The 18,336-nt window shown below is 68.2% G+C and carries 17 protein-coding genes; 8 read left to right on the forward strand and 9 right to left on the reverse strand.

The genetic code is table 11. The features are described from left to right. Window positions 1-317: 317 nt before the first annotated feature. Complete coding sequence (locus PM1_RS11900) at window positions 318-1,595, forward strand: putative porin (protein WP_009623144.1); 1,278 nt, start codon at window positions 318-320, stop codon at window positions 1,593-1,595. A 1,088-nt stretch (window positions 1,596-2,683) separates the two neighbouring features. On the opposite strand, the gene PM1_RS11905 is transcribed toward PM1_RS11900, so the two are convergent. From PM1_RS11905 to cydP, 5 genes are read right to left on the reverse strand one after another with little or no spacing between them, the layout of a single operon-like run. Continuing rightward, window positions 2,684-2,983, reverse strand: coding sequence for a cyd operon YbgE family protein (locus tag PM1_RS11905; RefSeq protein WP_009623143.1), 300 nt, complete (start codon window positions 2,981-2,983; stop codon window positions 2,684-2,686). After that, window positions 2,964-3,080, reverse strand: coding sequence for a cytochrome bd-I oxidase subunit CydX (cydX, locus tag PM1_RS11910; protein WP_009623142.1), 117 nt, complete (start codon window positions 3,078-3,080; stop codon window positions 2,964-2,966). Before cydX ends, PM1_RS11905 begins: the two co-directional genes overlap by 20 nt. A gap of 12 nt (window positions 3,081-3,092) precedes the next feature. Next, window positions 3,093-4,229: a cytochrome d ubiquinol oxidase subunit II gene (gene cydB, locus PM1_RS11915; protein WP_009623139.1), complete on the reverse strand. Its 1,137-nt coding sequence runs from the start codon at window positions 4,227-4,229 to the stop codon at window positions 3,093-3,095. A gap of 10 nt (window positions 4,230-4,239) precedes the next feature. Beyond that, entirely contained in the window at window positions 4,240-5,814 is a 1,575-nt protein-coding gene (locus PM1_RS11920) for a cytochrome ubiquinol oxidase subunit I (protein ID WP_009623137.1), read from the reverse strand. Beyond that, window positions 5,814-6,023 carry a cytochrome oxidase putative small subunit CydP gene (cydP, locus tag PM1_RS11925; protein ID WP_009623135.1) on the reverse strand — a complete coding sequence of 70 codons (210 nt, stop codon included), beginning with the start codon at window positions 6,021-6,023 and terminating at the stop codon, window positions 5,814-5,816. Before cydP ends, PM1_RS11920 begins: the two co-directional genes overlap by 1 nt. Before the next feature lie 182 nt (window positions 6,024-6,205). Between cydP and PM1_RS11930 the strand changes: the two genes are divergently transcribed. Next, entirely contained in the window at window positions 6,206-6,403 is a 198-nt protein-coding gene (locus PM1_RS11930) for a YgaP family membrane protein (RefSeq protein ID WP_009623133.1), read from the forward strand. 184 nt (window positions 6,404-6,587) lie between these two features. Continuing rightward, the gene (locus tag PM1_RS11935; protein ID WP_009623131.1) at window positions 6,588-6,821 is read left to right on the forward strand and encodes a metal-sensing transcriptional repressor; all 234 of its coding nucleotides are present in this window, start codon (window positions 6,588-6,590) and stop codon (window positions 6,819-6,821) included. A gap of 20 nt (window positions 6,822-6,841) precedes the next feature. Here PM1_RS11935 and PM1_RS11940 read toward each other — a convergent pair whose 3' ends face one another. From PM1_RS11940 to PM1_RS11950, 3 genes are all read right to left on the reverse strand, one after another. Further along, window positions 6,842-7,636, reverse strand: coding sequence for a sulfite exporter TauE/SafE family protein (locus PM1_RS11940; RefSeq protein ID WP_009623129.1), 795 nt, complete (start codon window positions 7,634-7,636; stop codon window positions 6,842-6,844). Between the two features lie 10 nt (window positions 7,637-7,646). Beyond that, a complete protein-coding gene (locus PM1_RS11945; protein WP_009623127.1) occupies window positions 7,647-9,329 on the reverse strand; it encodes a bifunctional protein tyrosine phosphatase family protein/NAD(P)/FAD-dependent oxidoreductase in 1,683 nt (560 codons plus the stop codon). 83 nt (window positions 9,330-9,412) lie between these two features. Beyond that, window positions 9,413-10,351 (reverse strand): MBL fold metallo-hydrolase, encoded by a 939-nt coding sequence (locus PM1_RS11950; RefSeq protein ID WP_009623126.1) that lies wholly within the window; start codon window positions 10,349-10,351, stop codon window positions 9,413-9,415. Window positions 10,352-10,529: 178 nt separating this feature from the next. Between PM1_RS11950 and PM1_RS11955 the strand changes: the two genes are divergently transcribed. Together PM1_RS11955 and PM1_RS11960 are read left to right on the forward strand one after the other, a co-directional pair. Then, window positions 10,530-11,150 carry a peroxiredoxin gene (locus tag PM1_RS11955; protein WP_009623123.1) on the forward strand — a complete coding sequence of 207 codons (621 nt, stop codon included), beginning with the start codon at window positions 10,530-10,532 and terminating at the stop codon, window positions 11,148-11,150. Then, window positions 11,147-11,545 carry an ArsR/SmtB family transcription factor gene (locus PM1_RS11960; RefSeq protein WP_009623122.1) on the forward strand — a complete coding sequence of 133 codons (399 nt, stop codon included), beginning with the start codon at window positions 11,147-11,149 and terminating at the stop codon, window positions 11,543-11,545. The genes PM1_RS11955 and PM1_RS11960 overlap by 4 nt, the downstream gene beginning before the upstream one ends. A gap of 83 nt (window positions 11,546-11,628) precedes the next feature. Here PM1_RS11960 and PM1_RS11965 read toward each other — a convergent pair whose 3' ends face one another. Continuing rightward, complete coding sequence (locus PM1_RS11965; RefSeq protein ID WP_009623121.1) at window positions 11,629-12,396, reverse strand: IclR family transcriptional regulator; 768 nt, start codon at window positions 12,394-12,396, stop codon at window positions 11,629-11,631. Between the two features lie 220 nt (window positions 12,397-12,616). On the opposite strand from PM1_RS11965, the gene PM1_RS11970 reads away from it, so the two are divergent. Genes PM1_RS11970 through PM1_RS11980 form a run of 3 tightly spaced genes read left to right on the forward strand, consistent with a single transcriptional unit; the run spans window position 12,617 to window position 18,306 of the window. Beyond that, the gene (locus PM1_RS11970; protein WP_009623120.1) at window positions 12,617-13,744 is read left to right on the forward strand and encodes an efflux RND transporter periplasmic adaptor subunit; all 1,128 of its coding nucleotides are present in this window, start codon (window positions 12,617-12,619) and stop codon (window positions 13,742-13,744) included. A 39-nt stretch (window positions 13,745-13,783) separates the two neighbouring features. Further along, window positions 13,784-16,918, forward strand: a complete 3,135-nt coding sequence (locus PM1_RS11975; protein ID WP_009623119.1) for an efflux RND transporter permease subunit — start codon at window positions 13,784-13,786, stop codon at window positions 16,916-16,918. Next, entirely contained in the window at window positions 16,915-18,306 is a 1,392-nt protein-coding gene (locus tag PM1_RS11980; protein WP_009623117.1) for an efflux transporter outer membrane subunit, read from the forward strand. The genes PM1_RS11975 and PM1_RS11980 overlap by 4 nt, the downstream gene beginning before the upstream one ends. The last annotated feature ends 30 nt before the right edge of the window (window positions 18,307-18,336 follow it).

Genomic DNA, 18,336 nt, shown 5'->3' on the forward strand with positions numbered 1-18,336 from the left:
GAACTTTCATTCGACCGAAAACAGCAGGGTTCTTCACTTTTAAAATGCTAGGTATTTCCCGCCCGGCAATATAGCCGCTGCGCGTAAAAACACCCTCGCCAAATAGTATATGAATCCGCGATTCATAAGGGCTGCAAGGGCTATTCATGTTTCGATGGCTCATGTCTTGCCTTCGCTTGAAATCATTCTGAAATATTCAAAAAACAAGAATCGGCCCCGGTTTGGGGACAAGGTATTCGCCGGTGGCGGAGAACTTTGTGGGAACCGAATTAATTGGGTGGTAGTTGCCGCCTTTATCGGATTTCAGGAGATTCTTGATGCGTAGTATTTCTGCACTGGGCGGAATGGGGGTTTGTGCCGGGGCATTGCTCGTCCTGAGTGTTCCGGCGCATGCGGGGGTCGATGCCAGGTTGCTGGAAATGCTCAAGGCCAATGGCTCGATCAGCGCCGCCCAGTACACCGAACTCACGGCCGAGCTGGACAGGGAGAACCAGGCGGCCGCGGAGCAGGCCAAGGCCAAGAAAGAGCAGATGAGCGCCTTCGAGCAGAGCATCGCCTGGGCCGCCAGGACCCAGGTGAAGGGCGACGTCCGCGTGCGCCAGGAAACCGTGCATGCGCAGAACAGCGGCAGCAAGGGCGACCAGAACCGCCAGCGCATCCGCGCGCGGGTCGGCTTCTACAGCCAGATCAACCCGCAGGTGGACACCGGCATCCGCATCGCCACCGGCAGCGGCGACGACGCCCGCTCGACCAACCAGAGCATGGACAACTACTTCGACAAGAAGCAGCTGTGGCTGGACCAGGCCTACATCGACTTCCACCCCGCGGCGGTGAAGAACCTGCACCTGATCGGCGGCAAGATGAACCAGCCGTGGGTCAGCGCAGGCGACGTTATCTGGGACGGCGACATCAACCCCGAAGGCTTCGCCGCCACCTACAAATACCCGCTGGGCGGCAGCGCCGAGCTGTTCGGCAGCGCCGGCTACTTCAATCTGAAGGACAACGTCGACGGCGAAGGCTACGCCTTCCAGCATGACCTGCGCCTGTACAGCGGCCAGTTCGGCGCCCGCTTCGCGCCCATCGACGGCATCAAGGCGACCCTCGGGGCGAGCCTCTACGCCTACGACAACGACACCGACAGTGCCTGCGGCTCGGCCACCACGACGCCGTGCCAGCTTTCCGCCAACGGCAACACCACCAGGGACTTCCGCCTCTACGAAGGCTTCGGCCAGCTGGACTTCGGCAACCTGCCGGTTCCGCTTTCGCTATACGGCCAGTACGTGGTCAACCAGGCGACCGATAGCAACGAAGATACTGCCTGGCTGACCGGCGCGAAGACCAAGGTGGGCGACTTCAGCTTCGACTACAACTATCGCGATGTGCAGCGTAATGCGGTGGTCGGGGCATTTACCGATTCGGACTTCGCCAATGGTTACACCGCATCTCGTGGTCATAAGTTCAAAGTTGCCTACGACATCGACAAGAATTTCGCCCTGGGTGCCACTTATTTCATGGCCAGGTCGGATGCCGCCAGTGGTTCGCGTAAAGATGCGGATATCGATACGTTGCAATTGGATCTGGAGGCGAAGTTCTAGTTTTGCTGCGGATTTAAAACTTTTATATCAGTCGAAACTGCGTGTTCCATATATCGAGGGTCGCCCGTTGACTTCATTCAAACCGCCTTGAGTTCGTGAATGCCGGCTTCGGCCGTCCGATTCATTCCCCTTGGCCGCCACGACGACCCCATGCGTCGTGGCGGCTTTTTCATGGGGGATCGGAGAGCTTTGCGTAGGAGCAACTGTCTTGCGCCGAGGTGCTCTTCGTAGGATGGCGTTGAGCGAAGCGATACCCATCAGCGCAACCGCATGGGTTTCGCAAGCTCAACCCATCCTACGAAAAGCCGTGCTTCCTGGAATCGTAGGGCCCTGCCCGCGAAATCGCGCGCAGGGCGCGCTCCTACATGGGGCACGGTGCCGGGGCCGCCCGTAGCGGATCTCATCCGCGAATCGCGCTTGCGAATGGTGTGTGCCTGCGGCTTTGGGTGTTGGGCTTTGGAGCACCCTCTCCCCAGCCCTCGGCTGCGCGCCCCGCCCTGAAGGGAGAGGGGGCTTGTCCGTGCCGAGAAAGGTAATGGTTCCTGCCGGAAACTGCCGAGATTGCCGGCTAACGCCATAACATCAAACTCTGCCCAACGGTCCCCTCTCCCTTCAGGGAGAGGGTTAGGGAGAGGGGCTCTTAGACCTGTCACCGATGTTCCGGCCCGCAGCCGAAAATCGCGGACAAGGTCCGCTACATGGGCACGGTGCCGGGGCAGCTTGTCTTACCCGCCATGCGAGGCGCTTTTCGTAGGATGGGTTGAGCGAAGCGATACCCATCACCATGGCCCGATGGGTATCGCAAGCTCAACCCATCCTACGACGGCCGGAACGCCGGAGCCGGGGCCAACGGCGGATAACGCCCTGGGGCGTTATGCGCCCTACGCTGCGATGGGGGAGCGCCCGAGGGTGGGATAACTCGCCGGCGTCCATGCCTGGCCCCCTCGGGCGCTCGGTTCCACTATGTTTTCGCCGGAGGCCGGAAACGAATGACCTGGGTCAAGGCTTCCGGACTGTTTCCATGCGCGATGACCGCACCGTTCAACTGTTGTTCAGGTTTGGCCTGGCGCTTTCGAAGTGAGCCGGCCTCAACTCGTCCGCGCATAGAGCAGCAGGCCATAGCCCAGCAGCATCAGCGGCCAGGCCACGGGCGGCCCGAACAGCAGCGCCCATAGCCGGCCGCGCGGGTCGAAGCCCACGCCGTGGACGAAGCCGCCGCTCACGCCGAGCATCACCAGCATCAGCAGGCCGTGGCTGTAGCCGCCGTTGGCGTCGAGCATCAGCGCCGGGTGGATCAGCAGCACCAGCGCCAGCGGCGCCGCCAGGAGCAGCGAGACGACGCGGCTCCAGGGGCGGCGCAGGGCGCGCTCAGGACTGGCGGCGGTCATCGCTGTCCAGGTCCTGGGTGGTTTCCAGCCAGAGGGCGTTGATGATGCCGAAGCTGCAGGCCAGCAGCACACCGAGAATCCAGGTGAAGTACCACATGCTTGTCGCTCCTCAGTAGAGTCCGTGGGGGTTGGCGTCGATGTGCTCGCGGTTCAGCCGGCCCCACATGCGCGCGTAGCCCCAGAGCGTGTAGCAGAGGATCAGCGGCACGAAGATGCAGGCCACGGCGAACATGATGCCGAGGGTCTTGTGGCTGGACACCGCGTCCCACAGCGTCAGGCTGGCCGCCGGGTTCTCGCTGGAGGGGAAGACGAAGGGGAACAGGGCGAAGCCGGCGGTGCAGATAGTGCCGACGATGGCCAGGGCGCTGCCGAGGAAGGCCAGGCCGCCCCTGTTGCCGCTGGCGCTGGCCAGGGCGAGCAGCCCGCCGAGGATGCCCAGCGCCGGGGCCAGCATGGTCAGCGGTTGCTTGTGGTAGTTGGCCAGCCAGCCGGCGTTGTCCAGCGTCACCTGCTTGTGCAGCGGGTTGAGCACGGCGTTGCCGTCCACCGCCGAGGCCAGGCTGAAGCCGTGCATGCCCAGGCTGAGCCACAGCCCGGCGCCGATGAAGGCCGCCAGGTACACCAGCGCGCACAGTTGCGCGGCGCGGCGCGAGCGTTCGGCCAGTTCGCCGTCGGTGCGCAGCATCAGCCAGGCGCCGCCGTGCAGGCAGAGCATGCTCAGGCTGACCACCCCGGCGAGCAGGGCGAAGGGGTTGAGCAGGGCGAAGAACGAGCCGCTGTAGGTCGGCCGCATCATTTCGTCGAGGTTGAACGGCAGGCCCAGGAACAGGTTGCCGAAGGCCACGCCGAACACCAGCGCCGGGACGCAGCCGCCGACGAACAGCGCCCAGTCCCAGGCCGCGCGCCAGCGCGGGTTCTCCAGCTTGCTGCGGTAGTCGAAGCCCACCGGCCGGCAGAACAGCGCGAACAGCACCAGCAGCATGGCCCAGTAGAGCCCGGAGAAGGCGGTGGCGTAGACCATCGGCCAGGCGGCGAAGAGCGCGCCGCCGGCGGTGATGAACCACACCTGGTTGCCGTCCCAGTGCGGGGCGATGGTGTTGATCGCCACGCGGCGCTCGTGGTCGTCCCGGGCGACGAAGGGCAGCAGCGCCATGGCGCCCATGTCGAAGCCGTCGGTGAGGGCGAAGCCGATCAGCAGCACGCCGATCAGCACCCACCAGGTGATCTTCAGGGTTTCGTAGTCCATGGCGGGCTCCTCAGGCAATGGCCGGGCGCTGCGCGGCGCCCTGCTCGAAGTGGTAGCGGCCGGTGTGCAGGCTCGACGGGCCGAGGCGGGCGAACTTGATCATCAGGTACAGCTCCACCACCAGCAGCAGGCTGTAGAAGGCCACCAGCGCGATCAGCGAGCCCCACAGGTCGTGGGTGCCCAGGCTGGAGGCGGACAGGTGAACCGGCAGCACCTCGCCGATGGACCAGGGCTGGCGGCCGTGCTCGGCGACGTACCAGCCGGTCTGCGCGGCGATCCAGGGCAATGGCAGGCTCAGCAGCGCCCACCTCAGCAGCCAGGGCTTGCGCTCCTCGTTCTTGCGCGCCGAGGCCCAGAAGGCGCAGGCGAACAGGGCGAGCATGAGGAAGCCGCAGGCGACCATGGCGCGGAAGCTGAAGAACAGCGTGAGCACGTCGGGGATGGTGTCCAGGGTGGCCAGGCGGATCTGCTCTTCGCTGGCGTCCACCACCTTGTCGGTGTACTTCTTCAGCAGCAGGCCGTAGCCCAGGTCCTGCTTCACATCATCGAAGGCGGCGAGGGTGGCCGCGGAGGTGTCGCCGCCGCGCAGCCGCTCCAGCAGCGCGTAGGCCTGCATGCCGTTGCGGATGCGCGCCTCGTGCTGCACCAGCAGGTCCTTGATGCCGGTGACCTCCTTGTCCAGCGAGCGGGTGGCGATGATGCCCAGCGCATAGGGAATCCTGATCGCGTAATGGGTGCGCATCTGCTCCTGGTCGGGGATGCCGAACAGGGTGAAGCCGGCCGGCGCCTGCTCGGTGTTCCACTCGGCCTCGATGGCGGCCAGCTTGGTCTTCTGCACGTCGCCGATCTCGTAGCCGGACTCGTCGCCGAGGATGATCACCGAGAGGATCGAGGCCAGGCCGAAGGCCGAGGCGATGGCGAAGGAGCGGCGGGCGAAGCCCTGGTCGCGCTTCTTCAGCAGGTAGTAGCTGGAGATGGCCAGGACGAAGATCGCCCCGGTCACGTAGCCGGCGGCCACGGTGTGGACGAACTTGACCTGGGCCACCGGGTTGAACAGCAGCGCGCCGAAATCGGTCAGCTCCATGCGCATGGTCTGGAAATTGAACTCCGCGCCCACCGGGTTCTGCATCCAGCCGTTGGCGATCAGGATCCACAGCGCCGAGAGGTTCGAGCCCAGCGCCACCAGCCAGGTCACGCTCAGGTGCTGGACCTTGGACAGGCGATCCCAGCCGAAGAAGAACAGGCCGATGAAGGTGGATTCGAGGAAGAACGCCATCAGCCCCTCGATGGCCAGGGGCGCGCCGAAGATGTCGCCGACGTAGTGGGAGTAGTAGGCCCAGTTGGTGCCGAACTGGAACTCCATGGTCAGCCCGGTGGTGACGCCGAGGGCGAAGTTGATGCCGAACAGCTTGCCCCAGAACTGCGTCATGTCCTTGTACACCTGCTTGCCGGTCATCACGTAGACCGACTCCATGATCGCCAGCAGGAAGGCGAGGCCCAGCGTCAGGGGCACGAACAGGAAGTGGTACATCGCCGTCATGGCGAACTGCAGGCGTGACAGGTCGACTACGGCTTCGGAAATCATCACGGGGACTCCTTGGCGGGGGATGAGGTGGGGGTGGATACGGGGTCGGGGGTGCCCAGCAGGTGCGCGCTGACCTGCCGTTCGCCCCCGACGGGAAGGGTGGGGTGGTCGAACCAGATGGCCTTGATGGCCAGGAGCAGCACCAGCTTGATCAGCAGGATGGCCGCCAGTTCCTTCACCAGCTTCGGGTAGCGGATTGACGCACTCACTTGTGCACCTCCGGAGCGACTGTTGTAATACCCCATAGGGTATGTTGGAAATGCCCTTCCAATGAGATGGCAGATTGACGCAGCAGGCGCGCGGACCCTTGTCCGGCGCCCGACCCGGCAAGCCGGCCGCTCATCTTCACCGCGCTGGATGGCCAGCGCGGGACCTGACCAAGGAGATCGTCATGAAAGCGAATGTCGGGACCATCGATCGCGCGGTGCGCATCGTCGTGGGGCTGCTGCTGATCGGGCTGAGCCTCGCCGGCGTGATCGGCTGGTGGGGGTGGATCGGCATAGTGCCGCTGGCCACCGGCATCTTCCGTTTCTGCCCGGCCTACCCGCTGCTGGGCATCAGCACCTGCGGGAGCTGCAAGCGCTCCTGAGGCCGGGCGCGGGCCATGCCCGGCGGCTGCCCCGCCGCCGGGCTGGCTGTGCCCGCCGAACAACGCTACCCTCACGCCCGGGCGCCGGGTTGCCGTGGATGGGAACCCCATGGAGCCTTCACCTCGGGATGCGCGTTGGAAGGTACACGTGAGCAGAAAAAGCGATATCACCCCCCAGGAAGCGATGCTCAACCGCCTGGCCCGGGTCGAGGGCCAGATCCGCGGGTTGCAGGCCATGATCCGCCGGGGCGAGGAGTGCGAGACCATCGCGCTGCAGTTCCGCGCGGCGCGCAAGGCCCTGGAAAAGGCCTACCAGGAGCTGCTCGCCTGCCTGCTGGAAGAGGCGTTCGAGGACCAGGAGCAGGACGCGGCGCAGACGCTGCAGCGGGTCCGGGCGATCTTCACCAAGTACACCTGAGCGGTGCGCAGCCCGGCCGTTCATATGACGCCCAGCGCCCCCAGGCTGCGGTAGAGCATGTACAGCGCGGTGGCGCCGATCATCGCCGCCGATACCAGGTTCAGGGTGCCCTGGCTGCGCGACAGGCGCGTCGCCAGCCAGGCGCCGCACAGCCCGCCGGCCACCCCGCCGCCAATGAACACCACCGCCAGCGGCCAGTCCACCAGGCCCGAGCGCGCGTAGTTGAGCGCGGTGGTCAGGCCGAAGGCGGTCACCGCCACCAGCGAGCTGCCCACGGCGAAGAGGATCGGCATGCGCGTGGCGGCCATCAGGCCGGGGACGATGAGGAAGCCGCCGCCGATGCCGAAGAACCCCGACAGGGCGCCGGCCAGGCCGCCGAATGCCGCCAGCCGCGGGGCGTTGCCGCGGCCCAGGGCCACCGCGGCGTCGCCTTCGCTGTCGCGCCCGCGCAGCATCAGCGCCGCCACCACCAGCATCAGCAGGGCGAACAGCGCCAGCAGTTTCTGGCCGTCGAAGGCCTTGCCCAGGGACGAGCCGAAGAAGGCGCCGACCACCCCGACCAGGGCGAACAGCGAGGCGCAGGGCCACTTCACGTTACCGCGGCGGGCGTGGTTGAGCAGGTTGGCGGCGGCGTTGGCGGCCACCGCCAGGGCGCTGGTGCCGATGGCGACGTGGGGGTTGTCGACGCCGACCAGGTAGACCATCAGTGGCACGGCGAGGATCGAGCCGCCCCCGCCGACCAGGCCGAGGGTGAAGCCCACCAGCGAACCGGCGGCGGCGCCGAGCAGGTACTGCAACAGGCTGAGGGTCGGCATCGCGGCTTCCTCAGGCGGACTGTCCGGCGCGGCGCCGGCCGGGCGCGCAGAGCCACTCGCGGCCCTTGAGCATGGCGTTCCAGTAGATGCCCGGCAGCGCCTCGGACTTCAGGTGCCAGGCCAGGCGCGACGGCTTGCGGCCATCGAGCAGCCAGCGCGGGAAGGTGGGCAGCAGCTTGCCGCCGTAGCCGAACTCGGCGAGCACGATCTTGCCGCGCTCCACGGTCAGCGGGCAGGAGCCGTAGCCGTCGTAGGCCGCCGTCAGGGGCTGGCCGTCGAGGCAGGCGAGGGCGTTGTGCGCCACCACCGGGGCCTGCTTGCGCGCCGCCGCGGCGGTCTTGGCGTTGGGCGCGGCGCTGGCGTCGCCGAGGGCGAAGACGTTGGCGAAGCGCGCATGGCGCAGCGTCACCGGGTCGACGTCGATCCAGCCGCCGTCGCCGGCCAGCGGGCTGCTGCGGATGAAGTCCGGAGCGGTCTGCGGCGGGCACACGTGGAGCATGTCGAACTCGCGCACTTCCTCGTGGCGCTGGCCGTCGGCATCGGTGCGGGCGAAGGTGGCGGTGCGCGCCGGGCCGTCGACGGCCGCCAGGGTCGAGCCGAAGTTGAGCTGGGCGCGGTAGCGCTCGACGTACTCCATCAATGCCGGCACGTAGTCCGCCACGCCGAACAGCGCGGCGCCGGCTGTGTGGAACTGGATGTCGATGCCCTCCAGACGGCCGCCGCGCAGCCAGTGGTCGGCGGACAGGTACATGGCCTTCTGCGGCGCGCCGGCGCACTTGATCGGCATCGGTGGCTGGGTGAAGAGCGCGCGGCCACGGTGCAGGCCGCGCACCAGCTGCCAGGTGTAGGGCGCCAGGTCGAAGCGGTAGTTGGAGGTCACGCCGTTGCGCCCCAGGGTGTCGGCCAGGCCGGGGATGGCGTTCCAGTCCAGCTTCAGGCCGGGGGCCAGGACCAGCACGCGGTACTTCAGGCTGGCGCCGTTGGCCAGGATCACGCGGTCGTCCTGGGGCGCGAAGGCCGCCGCGGCGGAGCGTTCCCAGGCCACGCAGTCGGGGATCAGCGCCGCCATCGGGCGCACCGTGCGGTCCTGGGTGAAGACGCCGGCGCCGACCATTGTCCAGCCCGGCTGGTAGTAGTGCTCCGTGGCCGGCTCGACCATGCAGATGCTCAGGTTCTGGCGGCGCTTGAGCAGGCTGGCGCAGGTGGCCAGGCCGGCGGCGCCGGCGCCGATCACCACCAGGTCATAGGTGGGCTCGCCGCGCCCCGGGCGGGGGCTGGCGGCGGCCTGCAGGCGCGGGCGCAGCTGGCCGAGGTCGAAGCCGGCCCGGGCGGCGCGGGCGAGTATGTCGTCCAGGGGCCGTTGCCCGGCCTGGGACAGCGCCCAGAGGGTGGCCGAGCGGGTGCCGGTGCGGCAGTAGGCGAGCACCGGGCCGGGCAGCTGCTCCAGGGCGGCGGCGAAGGCGTGGACGTCGGCGTCGCCGATGGCGCCGCTGATCACCGGCAGGTAGGCGAACTCCAGGCCCTGGGCGGTGGCGGCCGCGGCCATGGCCTGGCTGCCCGGCTGGTCGTCGGCCTCGCCGTCGGGGCGGTTGCAGACCAGGCTGCGGATGCCGGCGGCGGCCAGGGCGGAAAGGTCTTCGGGGTTCAGTTGCGGGGCGACGCAAAAGCCATCGTCCAGGGGCAGACGTTGCATGGCGGATTCCTCTTCTTCTTTCGGCGGCGCAAGGCAAGGGGAGGGCGGCGGGACAGCGGCCGTCATGGCCCGCCGTCGGCGGCTCAGAGCAGGTTCAGCGGCAGCTTGAGGTAGCGCACGCCGTTGTCTTCCGGCTCCGGCAGGTGGCCGCCGCGCATGTTCACCTGCACCGAGGGCAGCATCAGGCGCGGCATCGGCAGGGTGGCGTCGCGGGCGTCGCGCATGGCGACGAACGCGGCCTCGCTCACGCCGTCGTGGACGTGGATGTTGCCGGCGCGCTGCGCGCCGATGCTGGTTTCCCAGGCGTAGTGGTCGCGGCCGGGGGCCTTGTAGTCGTGGCAGAGGAACACCCGCGCCGGCTGCGGCAGGCCGAGCAGCCGGCGGATGGAGCGGAACAGCGTGGCGCTGTCGCCGCCGGGGAAGTCGCAGCGCGCGGTGCCGTAGTCGGGCATGAACAGGGTGTCGCCGGGGAACACCGCATCGCCGATCACGTAGGCCATACAGGCCGGGGTATGCCCGGGCACGTGCAGGGCGATGGCCTGCAGGTTGCCGATGCGGAAACTTTCGCCATCCGCGAAAAGATGGTCGAACTGGCTGCCGTCGCGGGCGAAGGCGCTGCCGGCGTTGAAGATCTTGCCGAAGGTCTGCTGCACCCGGGTGATCCGCTCGCCGATCGCCAGGCGCCCGCCCAGGCGTTCCTGCAGCAGCGGCGCGGCGGACAGGTGGTCGGCATGGGCGTGGGTCTCCAGCAGCCAGGACACCCGCAGGTCGTTGGCCCGGACGAACTCCACCAGGGCCTGGGCCGACTCCTGGTGGGTGCGGCCGCTGGCCTGGTCGAAGTCGAGCACGCTGTCGATGATGGCGCAGGCGTTGCTGGTGGGGTCGCGCACCACATGGCTGACGGTGAAGGTGGCTTCGTCGAAGAACGAGGTGACCTGCGGGGTGGGGGCGCGGCCGCTGGTGGCGTCGTCGACCAGTGCGCTGGCGGCGGCCAGGGCGGCATCGGCGTGGAGGGCGGACATGGGGGGCGTCTCCTGCGACATTGACCTGAATAATGCTTACACTATTTCTTTAATAGTGCAATTATGAAAACGTCGAAGTGTCGCCGTCGACGCTACCGGGCCGGGGCGGTAGCATGACGGGCCTGTTCAGCCGAGGATCTGGATCACCGTGGAAGCCAATGCCTGTTCCGCTCCCTCCATGCCGCCGCTGCGCCAGAACGACCGTGCGCCGGAGTTCCGCGCCCGCACCACCCGCGGCGACGTCGCCCTGAGCGACTACCGCGGCCGCTGGCTGCTGCTGTTCTCCCACCCGGCGGACTTCACCCCGGTGTGCACCAGCGAGTTCATCGCCTTCGCCCGCGCCAAGCCGCGCTTCGACGCACTGGGCTGCGAGTTGCTGGCGCTGTCGGTGGACGGCCTCTACTCGCACCTGGCGTGGATACGCGACATCCACGAGCGCTTCGGCGTGGCCATCGACTTCCCGATCATCGAGGACCCCTCCATGGCCATCGCCCGCGGCTACGGCATGGTCGGCCCCGACGCGGTGGACAGCTCGACCACCCGGGTCAGCTACGTGATCGATCCGGAGGGCATCATCCGCGCCCTGAGCTGGTACCCGATGAACGTCGGCCGCTCGGTGGAGGAGTTGCTGCGCCTGGTCGCCGCGCTGCAGGCCAGCGACCGGCACGCCGCCTCCACCCCGGAGGGCTGGCAGCCCGGCGGCGCGCTGCTGGAGCCGGTGGCCCTGGATGCCCATGAGGCGTTGCAGGTCGAGCCCGGCCCGGACGAAACCTGGTACTACCGCTGGAAGAAGCCATGAAGGCGCCGGCCGACGAGGGCCTGGAAGCCCTGAAGGAGCGCGCCAACGACGCCGCCGAACTGCTGCGCCTGCTGGCCAACCCGACGCGCCTGCTGCTGCTCTGCCAGATCGCCCGTGGCGAATGCTCCGTGGCGGAACTGGAGCGCGACCTCGGCCTGCGCCAGCCCGGCCTGTCGCAGCAACTGGCGGAGCTGCGGCAGAACCAGTTGGTGAAGACCCGCCGCGAATCCCGCTCGATCTACTACAGCCTGGCCGACGCCCGCGTGCAGGTGCTGCTGGAAGCGCTGCACGAGGCGCTGTGCGGCGATCCGCAGCTGCAACAGGCGGCCCGGCTCCCCGCCAGGGCGACGCCGGCGCCCGGGGAGAGCGCGCGCTTCGCCCGTATCGAGCGTTAGGCTCGTTGCCATACCGCCGCGTGTGCTGCCGCCTTCGGAAGGGGTGACCTTCCGCCACGTGCGGCGGCGGTCGCTCCTTCCGGCTACATCCCCGCCTGCCGGCTGATTTCCGTCTTGCACACCTCCAGCGCTTCGCGGAAGTAGGCCTCGCGAGCCTGGAAGCGCGTACTGGGCGCCACCACCGACACCGCGTGCGGCCCCATGAAAGTGGGGATCAGGATGCTGAGGGCGCTGATGCCCGGTGTGTGTTCCTCGACGTCCCGGGCCATGCCGCTGCGGCGGATGGTCGGCATTTCCGCGAGCAGCGCCGGCAGGTCGCGGGTGTGAGGGGTCAGCCTGGCCGGGGAGGGGCCCAGCCACTGGGCGATGCTGTCGTCGTCCAGGGTGGACAGCAGCACCTTGCCGTCGGCCGTGGCATGCATGGGTAGCGAGTGCCCCATGGGGATCACCACGCGCAACTCGGTCTCGGCGATCACGCGGTCGATCACGTGGGTCTGGCGGGCGCGGATGCAGGACAGCGCCACGGTTTCCTGCAGGGCGTCGCAGAGTCGTTCCAGGGAGTGCCGGGCCACCGAGATGATGTCGCTGTGGGCCTGGTGGATCAGTTGCCCCAGCGCCGGGCCCAGGCGGTAGCCCGTGCCGGGGCGGATCGCCTCCACCAGCGCCTCGGCCTCCAGCGCGCCGATGATGCGCTGCACCGTCGAACGCGGCAGCCCGACGGCCTGGGCGATGGCCGCCAGGCTCAGGCCCTGGGGCTGCGCGCCCAGCGCGCGCATGATGGCGCTGGCCCGGGCGATCACCTGGATGCCGCCGCCGCGCGATTCTTCCGGCATGTCTTTCTCTTCGCTCATCTCGTTCCTCGAAGCTCTGCATCGCCGCATGCGCCGTGGCGACCGGCGGAGTGTACAGCCTTGCCGCGCGCTCGGCAGGAGCTGTGAATTCAGTTGTACCATATTGCGATACAGATAATCGTATTGTGGTACACTGCCACCTCGCCCGATCCGACCCCGCCGTTGGCGGAAGTCCTCCGCGCGGCCATTCGGGCATTGGCGGCATGTCCAAGGAGAAACCATGAAAGTCAGAGCTTTGCGGAGCCTCGGGGCCCTGTTGTCGACGGCGCTGGTGCTGGCGGCGTGCGAAAAGACCGAGCAGAAGGTGGAGGCTGCGGCCCCCGAGGTGGGCGTGGTCGAACTCAAGGCGCAGGACGTCCTGCTCAGCGGCGACCTGCCCGGGCGCACCGCGCCCTACCGCGTGGCCGAAGTGCGGCCGCAGGTCAGCGGGATCATCCAGAAGCGCCTGTTTGCCGAAGGCAGCGTGGTGAAGAAGGGCCAGCAGCTCTACCAGATCGACCCGGCGCTGTACCAGGCCGCGGTGGACAAGGCCCAGGCCACCCGCGACAGCGCGCGCAACCTGGCGCAGCGCTACCAGCGCCTGCTGGAGACCCGCGCCATCAGCCGCCAGCAGTTCGATGATGCGCAAGCGGCCTGGAAGCAGGCCGAGGCCGAGCTGAAGACCGCCCGCATCAACCTGGAGTACACCCGCGTGCTGGCGCCCATCGGCGGGCGCATCAGCCGTTCCAACGTCACCGAGGGCGCGCTGGTGAACGCCGGCCAGGCCCAGGAGCTGGCCTCGATCAACCAGCTCGACCCCATCTACGTCGACGTCAACCAGGCCGCCACCGACATGCTGCGGCTGCGCCGCGAGCTGGATTCCGGACAACTGAGCATGGCCGGCCCGGGCCAGGTGCAGGTGCACCTGAGCTTGGAGGACGGCTCGCGCTACCCGCTGCCCGGGGTGCTGAAGTTCTCCGAGGTGACGGTGGAGCCGAGCACCGGCGCGGTGACCCTGCGCGCGGTGTTCCCCAATCCGGACGGCCTCCTGCTGCCGGGCATGTTCGTCCACGGCTCCCTGGCCGAGGGCATGCGCCGCCAGGCGCTGCTGGTGCCGCAGCAGGGCATCAGCCGCGACCTCAAGGGCGAGGCCACCGCCTGGGTGGTGGGCGAGGGCGACAAGGCCGAGCTGCGCCAGGTGCGGGTGTCGCGCACCCTGGGCAACCAGTGGCTGGTGGAGTCGGGCCTGGCCGCCGGCGAGCGCGTCGTCACCGAGGGCGTGCAGCGCGTGCGTCCCGGCGCCGTGCTCAAGCCGGTGGCGGCGAACAACGTCGCGCCCGTGCAGACCCTCGCCAGTTCCCACGAATAGAACTGCCCCGGCCTAGCCGCAATCTTCCGGTAATTCCCAATGGCATCCTTCTTCATCAACCGGCCGATCTTCGCCTGGGTGATCGCGATCGTGATCATGCTGGCGGGTGGGCTTTCCATCCTCAAGCTGCCGGTCAACCAGTACCCGAACATCGCCGCGCCGGCGATCATCACCACCGTCACCTATCCCGGCGCCTCGGCGCAGACGGTGCAGGACACCGTGGTGCAACCCATCGAGCAGCAGCTGAACAACCTCGACGGGCTGCGCTACATCTCCTCGGAGAGCAACGCCGACGGCAGCACCAACATCATCGTTACCTTCGACCAGGGCACCGACCCGGACATCGCCCAGGTACAGGTGCAGAACAAGCTGCAGCTGGCCACCCCGCTGCTGCCCGAAGAGGTGCAGAAGCAGGGGCTGCGGGTGGCCAAGTACCAGATCAACTTCATGCTCATCGTCGGCCTGTATTCCGAGGACGGCAGCATGGACGACTTCGACATCGGCAACTACATCGCCTCCAACCTCAAGGACCCGATCACCCGCACCAAGGGCGTCGGCGACTTCCTGCTGCTGGGCGCGCAGTACGCCATGCGCATCTGGGTCGACCCGCAGAAGCTGCTCAGCTACCAGCTGACGCCGCAGGACGTGATCGACGCGGTGCGCGCGGAGAACGTGCAGGTATCCTCCGGCGCCCTCGGCGGCCTGCCGACGCACCAGGGCGTGCAGCTGAACGCCACCGTGCTGGGCATGTCGCGGATGACCACCGCGGCGCAGTTCCGCGAGATCCTCCTGAAGGTCAACCCGGACGGCTCCCAGGTGCGCCTGAAGGACGTGGCCGAGGTCGGCCTGGGCTCGGAGAACTTCTCCATCTCCGGCACCTACAACGGCAAGCCGGCGGCGGCCATCGCCCTGCGCCTGGCCACCGGGGCCAACCTGCTGGACACCGTCAAGCGCGTGCACGAGACCGTGGCCGAGCTGGAGCCCTATTTCCCCAAGGGCCTGAAGGTGGTCTACCCATACGACACCTCGCCCGTGGTCAGCGCCTCCATTCATGAGGTGGTCAAGACGCTGTTCGAAGGCATCCTCCTGGTGTTCCTGGTGATGTACCTGTTCATGCAGAACCTGCGCGCCACGCTGATCCCCACCCTGGCGGTGCCGGTGGTGCTGCTGGGGACCTTCGGCGTGCTGGCGGCCTGCGGCTTCACCATCAACACCCTGACCATGTTCGGCATGGTCCTGGCCATCGGCCTGCTGGTGGACGACGCCATCGTGGTGGTGGAAAACGTCGAGCGGGTGATGGTGGAGGAGGGGCTCTCGCCCCGGGAGGCCACGCGCAAGTCCATGGGACAGATCCAGGGCGCCCTGGTGGGCATCGCCATGGTGCTTTCGGCGGTGTTCGTGCCCATGGCCTTCTTCGGCGGCGCCACCGGCATCATCTACCGGCAGTTCTCGGTCACCATCGTCTCGGCCATGGCCCTGTCGGTGCTGGTGGCGATGATCTTCACCCCGGCGCTGTGCGCCACCCTGCTCAAACCGGTGCATGGCCACCACGAGAAGAAGGGCTTCTTCGGCTGGTTCAACCGCAGCTTCGACCGCGGCGCCGAGCGCTACAAGACCGGCGTGGACGCCATCGCCCGGCGCAAGGGGCTGTTCCTGGGCATCTATGGGCTGATCGTGGTCGCGCTGGTGTGGCTGTTCCCGCAGATTCCCAGCGCCTTCCTGCCCGACGAGGACCAGGGCAACATGGTGGTGCAGGTGCAGATGCCGAGCAACGCCAGCGCTGCCCGTACCCAGGTGGTGCTGGACGAGATCCGCGACTACCTGCTGCACGACGAGGCCGGGCTGATCGACTCCGCGTACACGGTGAGCGGCTTCAACTTCGCCGGTCGCGGGCAGAACTCCGGGATGCTCTTCATCGGCCTGAAGCCGTGGGAGGAGCGTAGCGGCCGCGACGACACCAGCATCTTCGCCCTGGCCCAGCGCCTGCAGGCGCGGATCGCGCAGATCAAGGACGGCACCGCCATCGCCATCGTGCCGCCGGCGATCCTGGAGATGGGCAACGCCACCGGCTTCGACCTGTTCCTCCAGGACCGCGTCGGCCTGGGCCACGAGAAGCTCATGCAGGCCCGCGACAGGTTCCTCGAACTGGCCGCCGCCGACCCGGTGCTGAAGAACGTGCGGCCCAACGGCATGAACGACGAGCCGCAGTACCAGGTGGTGATCGACAAGGAAAAGGCCCGCGCGCTGCAGGTCAGTATCAGCGACATCAACGCCACCATGAGCACCGCCTGGGGCTCGGCCTACGTCAACGACTTCGTCGACCGCGGACGGGTGAAGAAGGTCTACGTGCAGGGCGCCATCGACTCGCGCATCTCGCCCGAGGACTTCGCCAAGTGGTACGTGCGCAACGCCCGCGGCGAGATGGTCAAGTTCTCCGCCTTCGCCTCCGGCTACTGGACCTACGGCTCGCCCAAGCTGGAACGCTACAACGGCGTGCCGGCGGTGGAAATCCAGGGCGAGCCGGCCCCCGGCTACAGTTCCGGCGACGCCATGCAGGCGGTGGCGCGCATCGTCGCCCAACTGCCCGACGGCATCGGCCTGCAGTTTACCGGCATCTCCTACGAGGAACGCCTGTCCGGCTCCCAGGCGCCGGCGCTGTACGCCATCTCGGTGCTGATCGTGTTCCTCTGCCTGGCGGCCCTCTACGAAAGCTGGACGGTGCCCCTGGCGGTGATCATGGTGGTGCCGCTGGGCGTCATCGGCGCGGTGCTGGCCACCCTCGGCCGCGGCCTGGCCAACGACGTGTTCTTCCAGGTCGGCCTGCTGACCACCGTGGGCCTGTCGGCGAAGAACGCCATCCTCATCGTCGAGTTCGCCAAGGCGCTGCACGAGCAGGGCATGCCGCTGCTGAAGGCGGCTTCGGAGGCGGCGCGCCTGCGCCTGCGGCCGATCATCATGACTTCGCTGGCCTTCGTCCTCGGTGTGCTGCCGCTGGCCATCTCCCACGGGCCGGGCTCCGGCAGCCAGCACTCGATCGGCACCGGGGTGGTCGGCGGCATGCTCACTGCGACCTTCCTGGCGGTGTTCTTCGTGCCGATGTTCTACGTGCTGATCACCCGCCTGTTCAGCCGCAAGGCGAAACCACTCGACGCCCAGCAGGGAGAACACGCATGAATCAGCTGAAATGGCGGGCGATGCTCAGCGTCGCCCTGGCGGTGGGCGCGCTCGGCGGCTGCTCGCTGATCCCCGACTACCAGCGCCCGGAAAGCCCGGTCGCGCAGGATTGGGCCGCGCCCCGGGCCGGCGCGGCGCTGCTGCCCTGGCAGGGCTTCTTCAAGGACGAACAGCTCAAGGCCCTGGTCGCAGATGCCCTGGAGAACAACCGCGATCTGCGCGTGGCCGTGCTGAACATCGAGAAGGCGCGGGCGCAGTACCGCATCAGCCGCGCCGACCTGTTGCCGTCGATCGACGCCAGCGCCTCCGGCAACGGCCAGCGCACCCCGGCGGACCTGTCCAGCAGCGGCCGCACGGAGACCACCCACCGCTACGACGCCGGGGTGGGCATCGCCTCCTATGAACTGGACTTCTTCGGCCGGGTACGCAGCCTCAACGAACAGGCGCTGCAGACCTACCTGCAGACGGTGGAGGCGCAGCGCAGCGCGCGCATCGCCCTGGTCGCCGAGGTAGCCACGGCCTACTACCAGTTGCAGGCGGACCTGCAGTCCCTGGCCATCGCCCGGCAGACCCTGGAAAGCCAGCGGCAGAGCTACGCCACCATCCGCAGCAGCTACGCCGCGGAAGTCGCCACCGAGCTGGACCTGAGCCAGGCGGAAAGCACGGTGCGGGCCGCCGAGGCCAGCCAGGCGCAGTACCGGCGCCTGGTGGCGCAGGACCGCAACGCCCTGGTGCTGCTGGTGGGCAGGCCGCTGGATGCGCAGCGGCTGCGCCAGGCGGCGCCGCAGGCGTTGGCGCTGGACGAGGCGCTGCCGGTGGGCCTGCCCTCGGAGGTGCTGACCCAGCGCCCGGACATCCTCGCCGCCGAGCACGCGCTCAAGGCCGCCAACGCCAACATAGGCGCGGCGCGCGCGGCCTTCTTCCCGCGCATCGGCCTGACCGCCTCGGCCGGTTCGGCCAGCGCCGAGCTGGGCCAGCTGTTCGCCGGCGGGCAGGGCGCCTGGAGCTTCGTGCCGTCGATCAGCCTGCCGATCTTCGACGGCGGCCGCAACCGGGCCAACCTCGACGTGGCCAAGGTCCAGGCCTCCATCGAAGTGGCCAACTACCAGAAGGCCATCCAGGTGGCCTTCCGCGAGGTGGCCGACGGCCTGGCCGCGCGCGGCACCCTGCAGGAGCAGGTGCGCGCCCAGGCGCTGCTGGTGAAGGCCAACGCCCACTCCTACGACCTGGCCCGGGCCCGCTACGAGCAGGGCGTGGACACCTACCTCAACTCCCTGGACGCGCAGCGCAGCCTGTTCGCCGCGCAGCAGGAACTGGTGGCCACCGAACTGGCCCGCCAGCAGAACCTGGTGGCGCTGTACAAGGCCCTCGGCGGGGGCGACAAATGAGGGCCGCGGCGCGCGCCGCCGGGGAGTAGG

It is taken from the genome of Pseudomonas sp. M1, assembly GCF_022760135.1.
GTDB lineage: Bacteria > Pseudomonadota > Gammaproteobacteria > Pseudomonadales > Pseudomonadaceae > Pseudomonas > Pseudomonas citronellolis.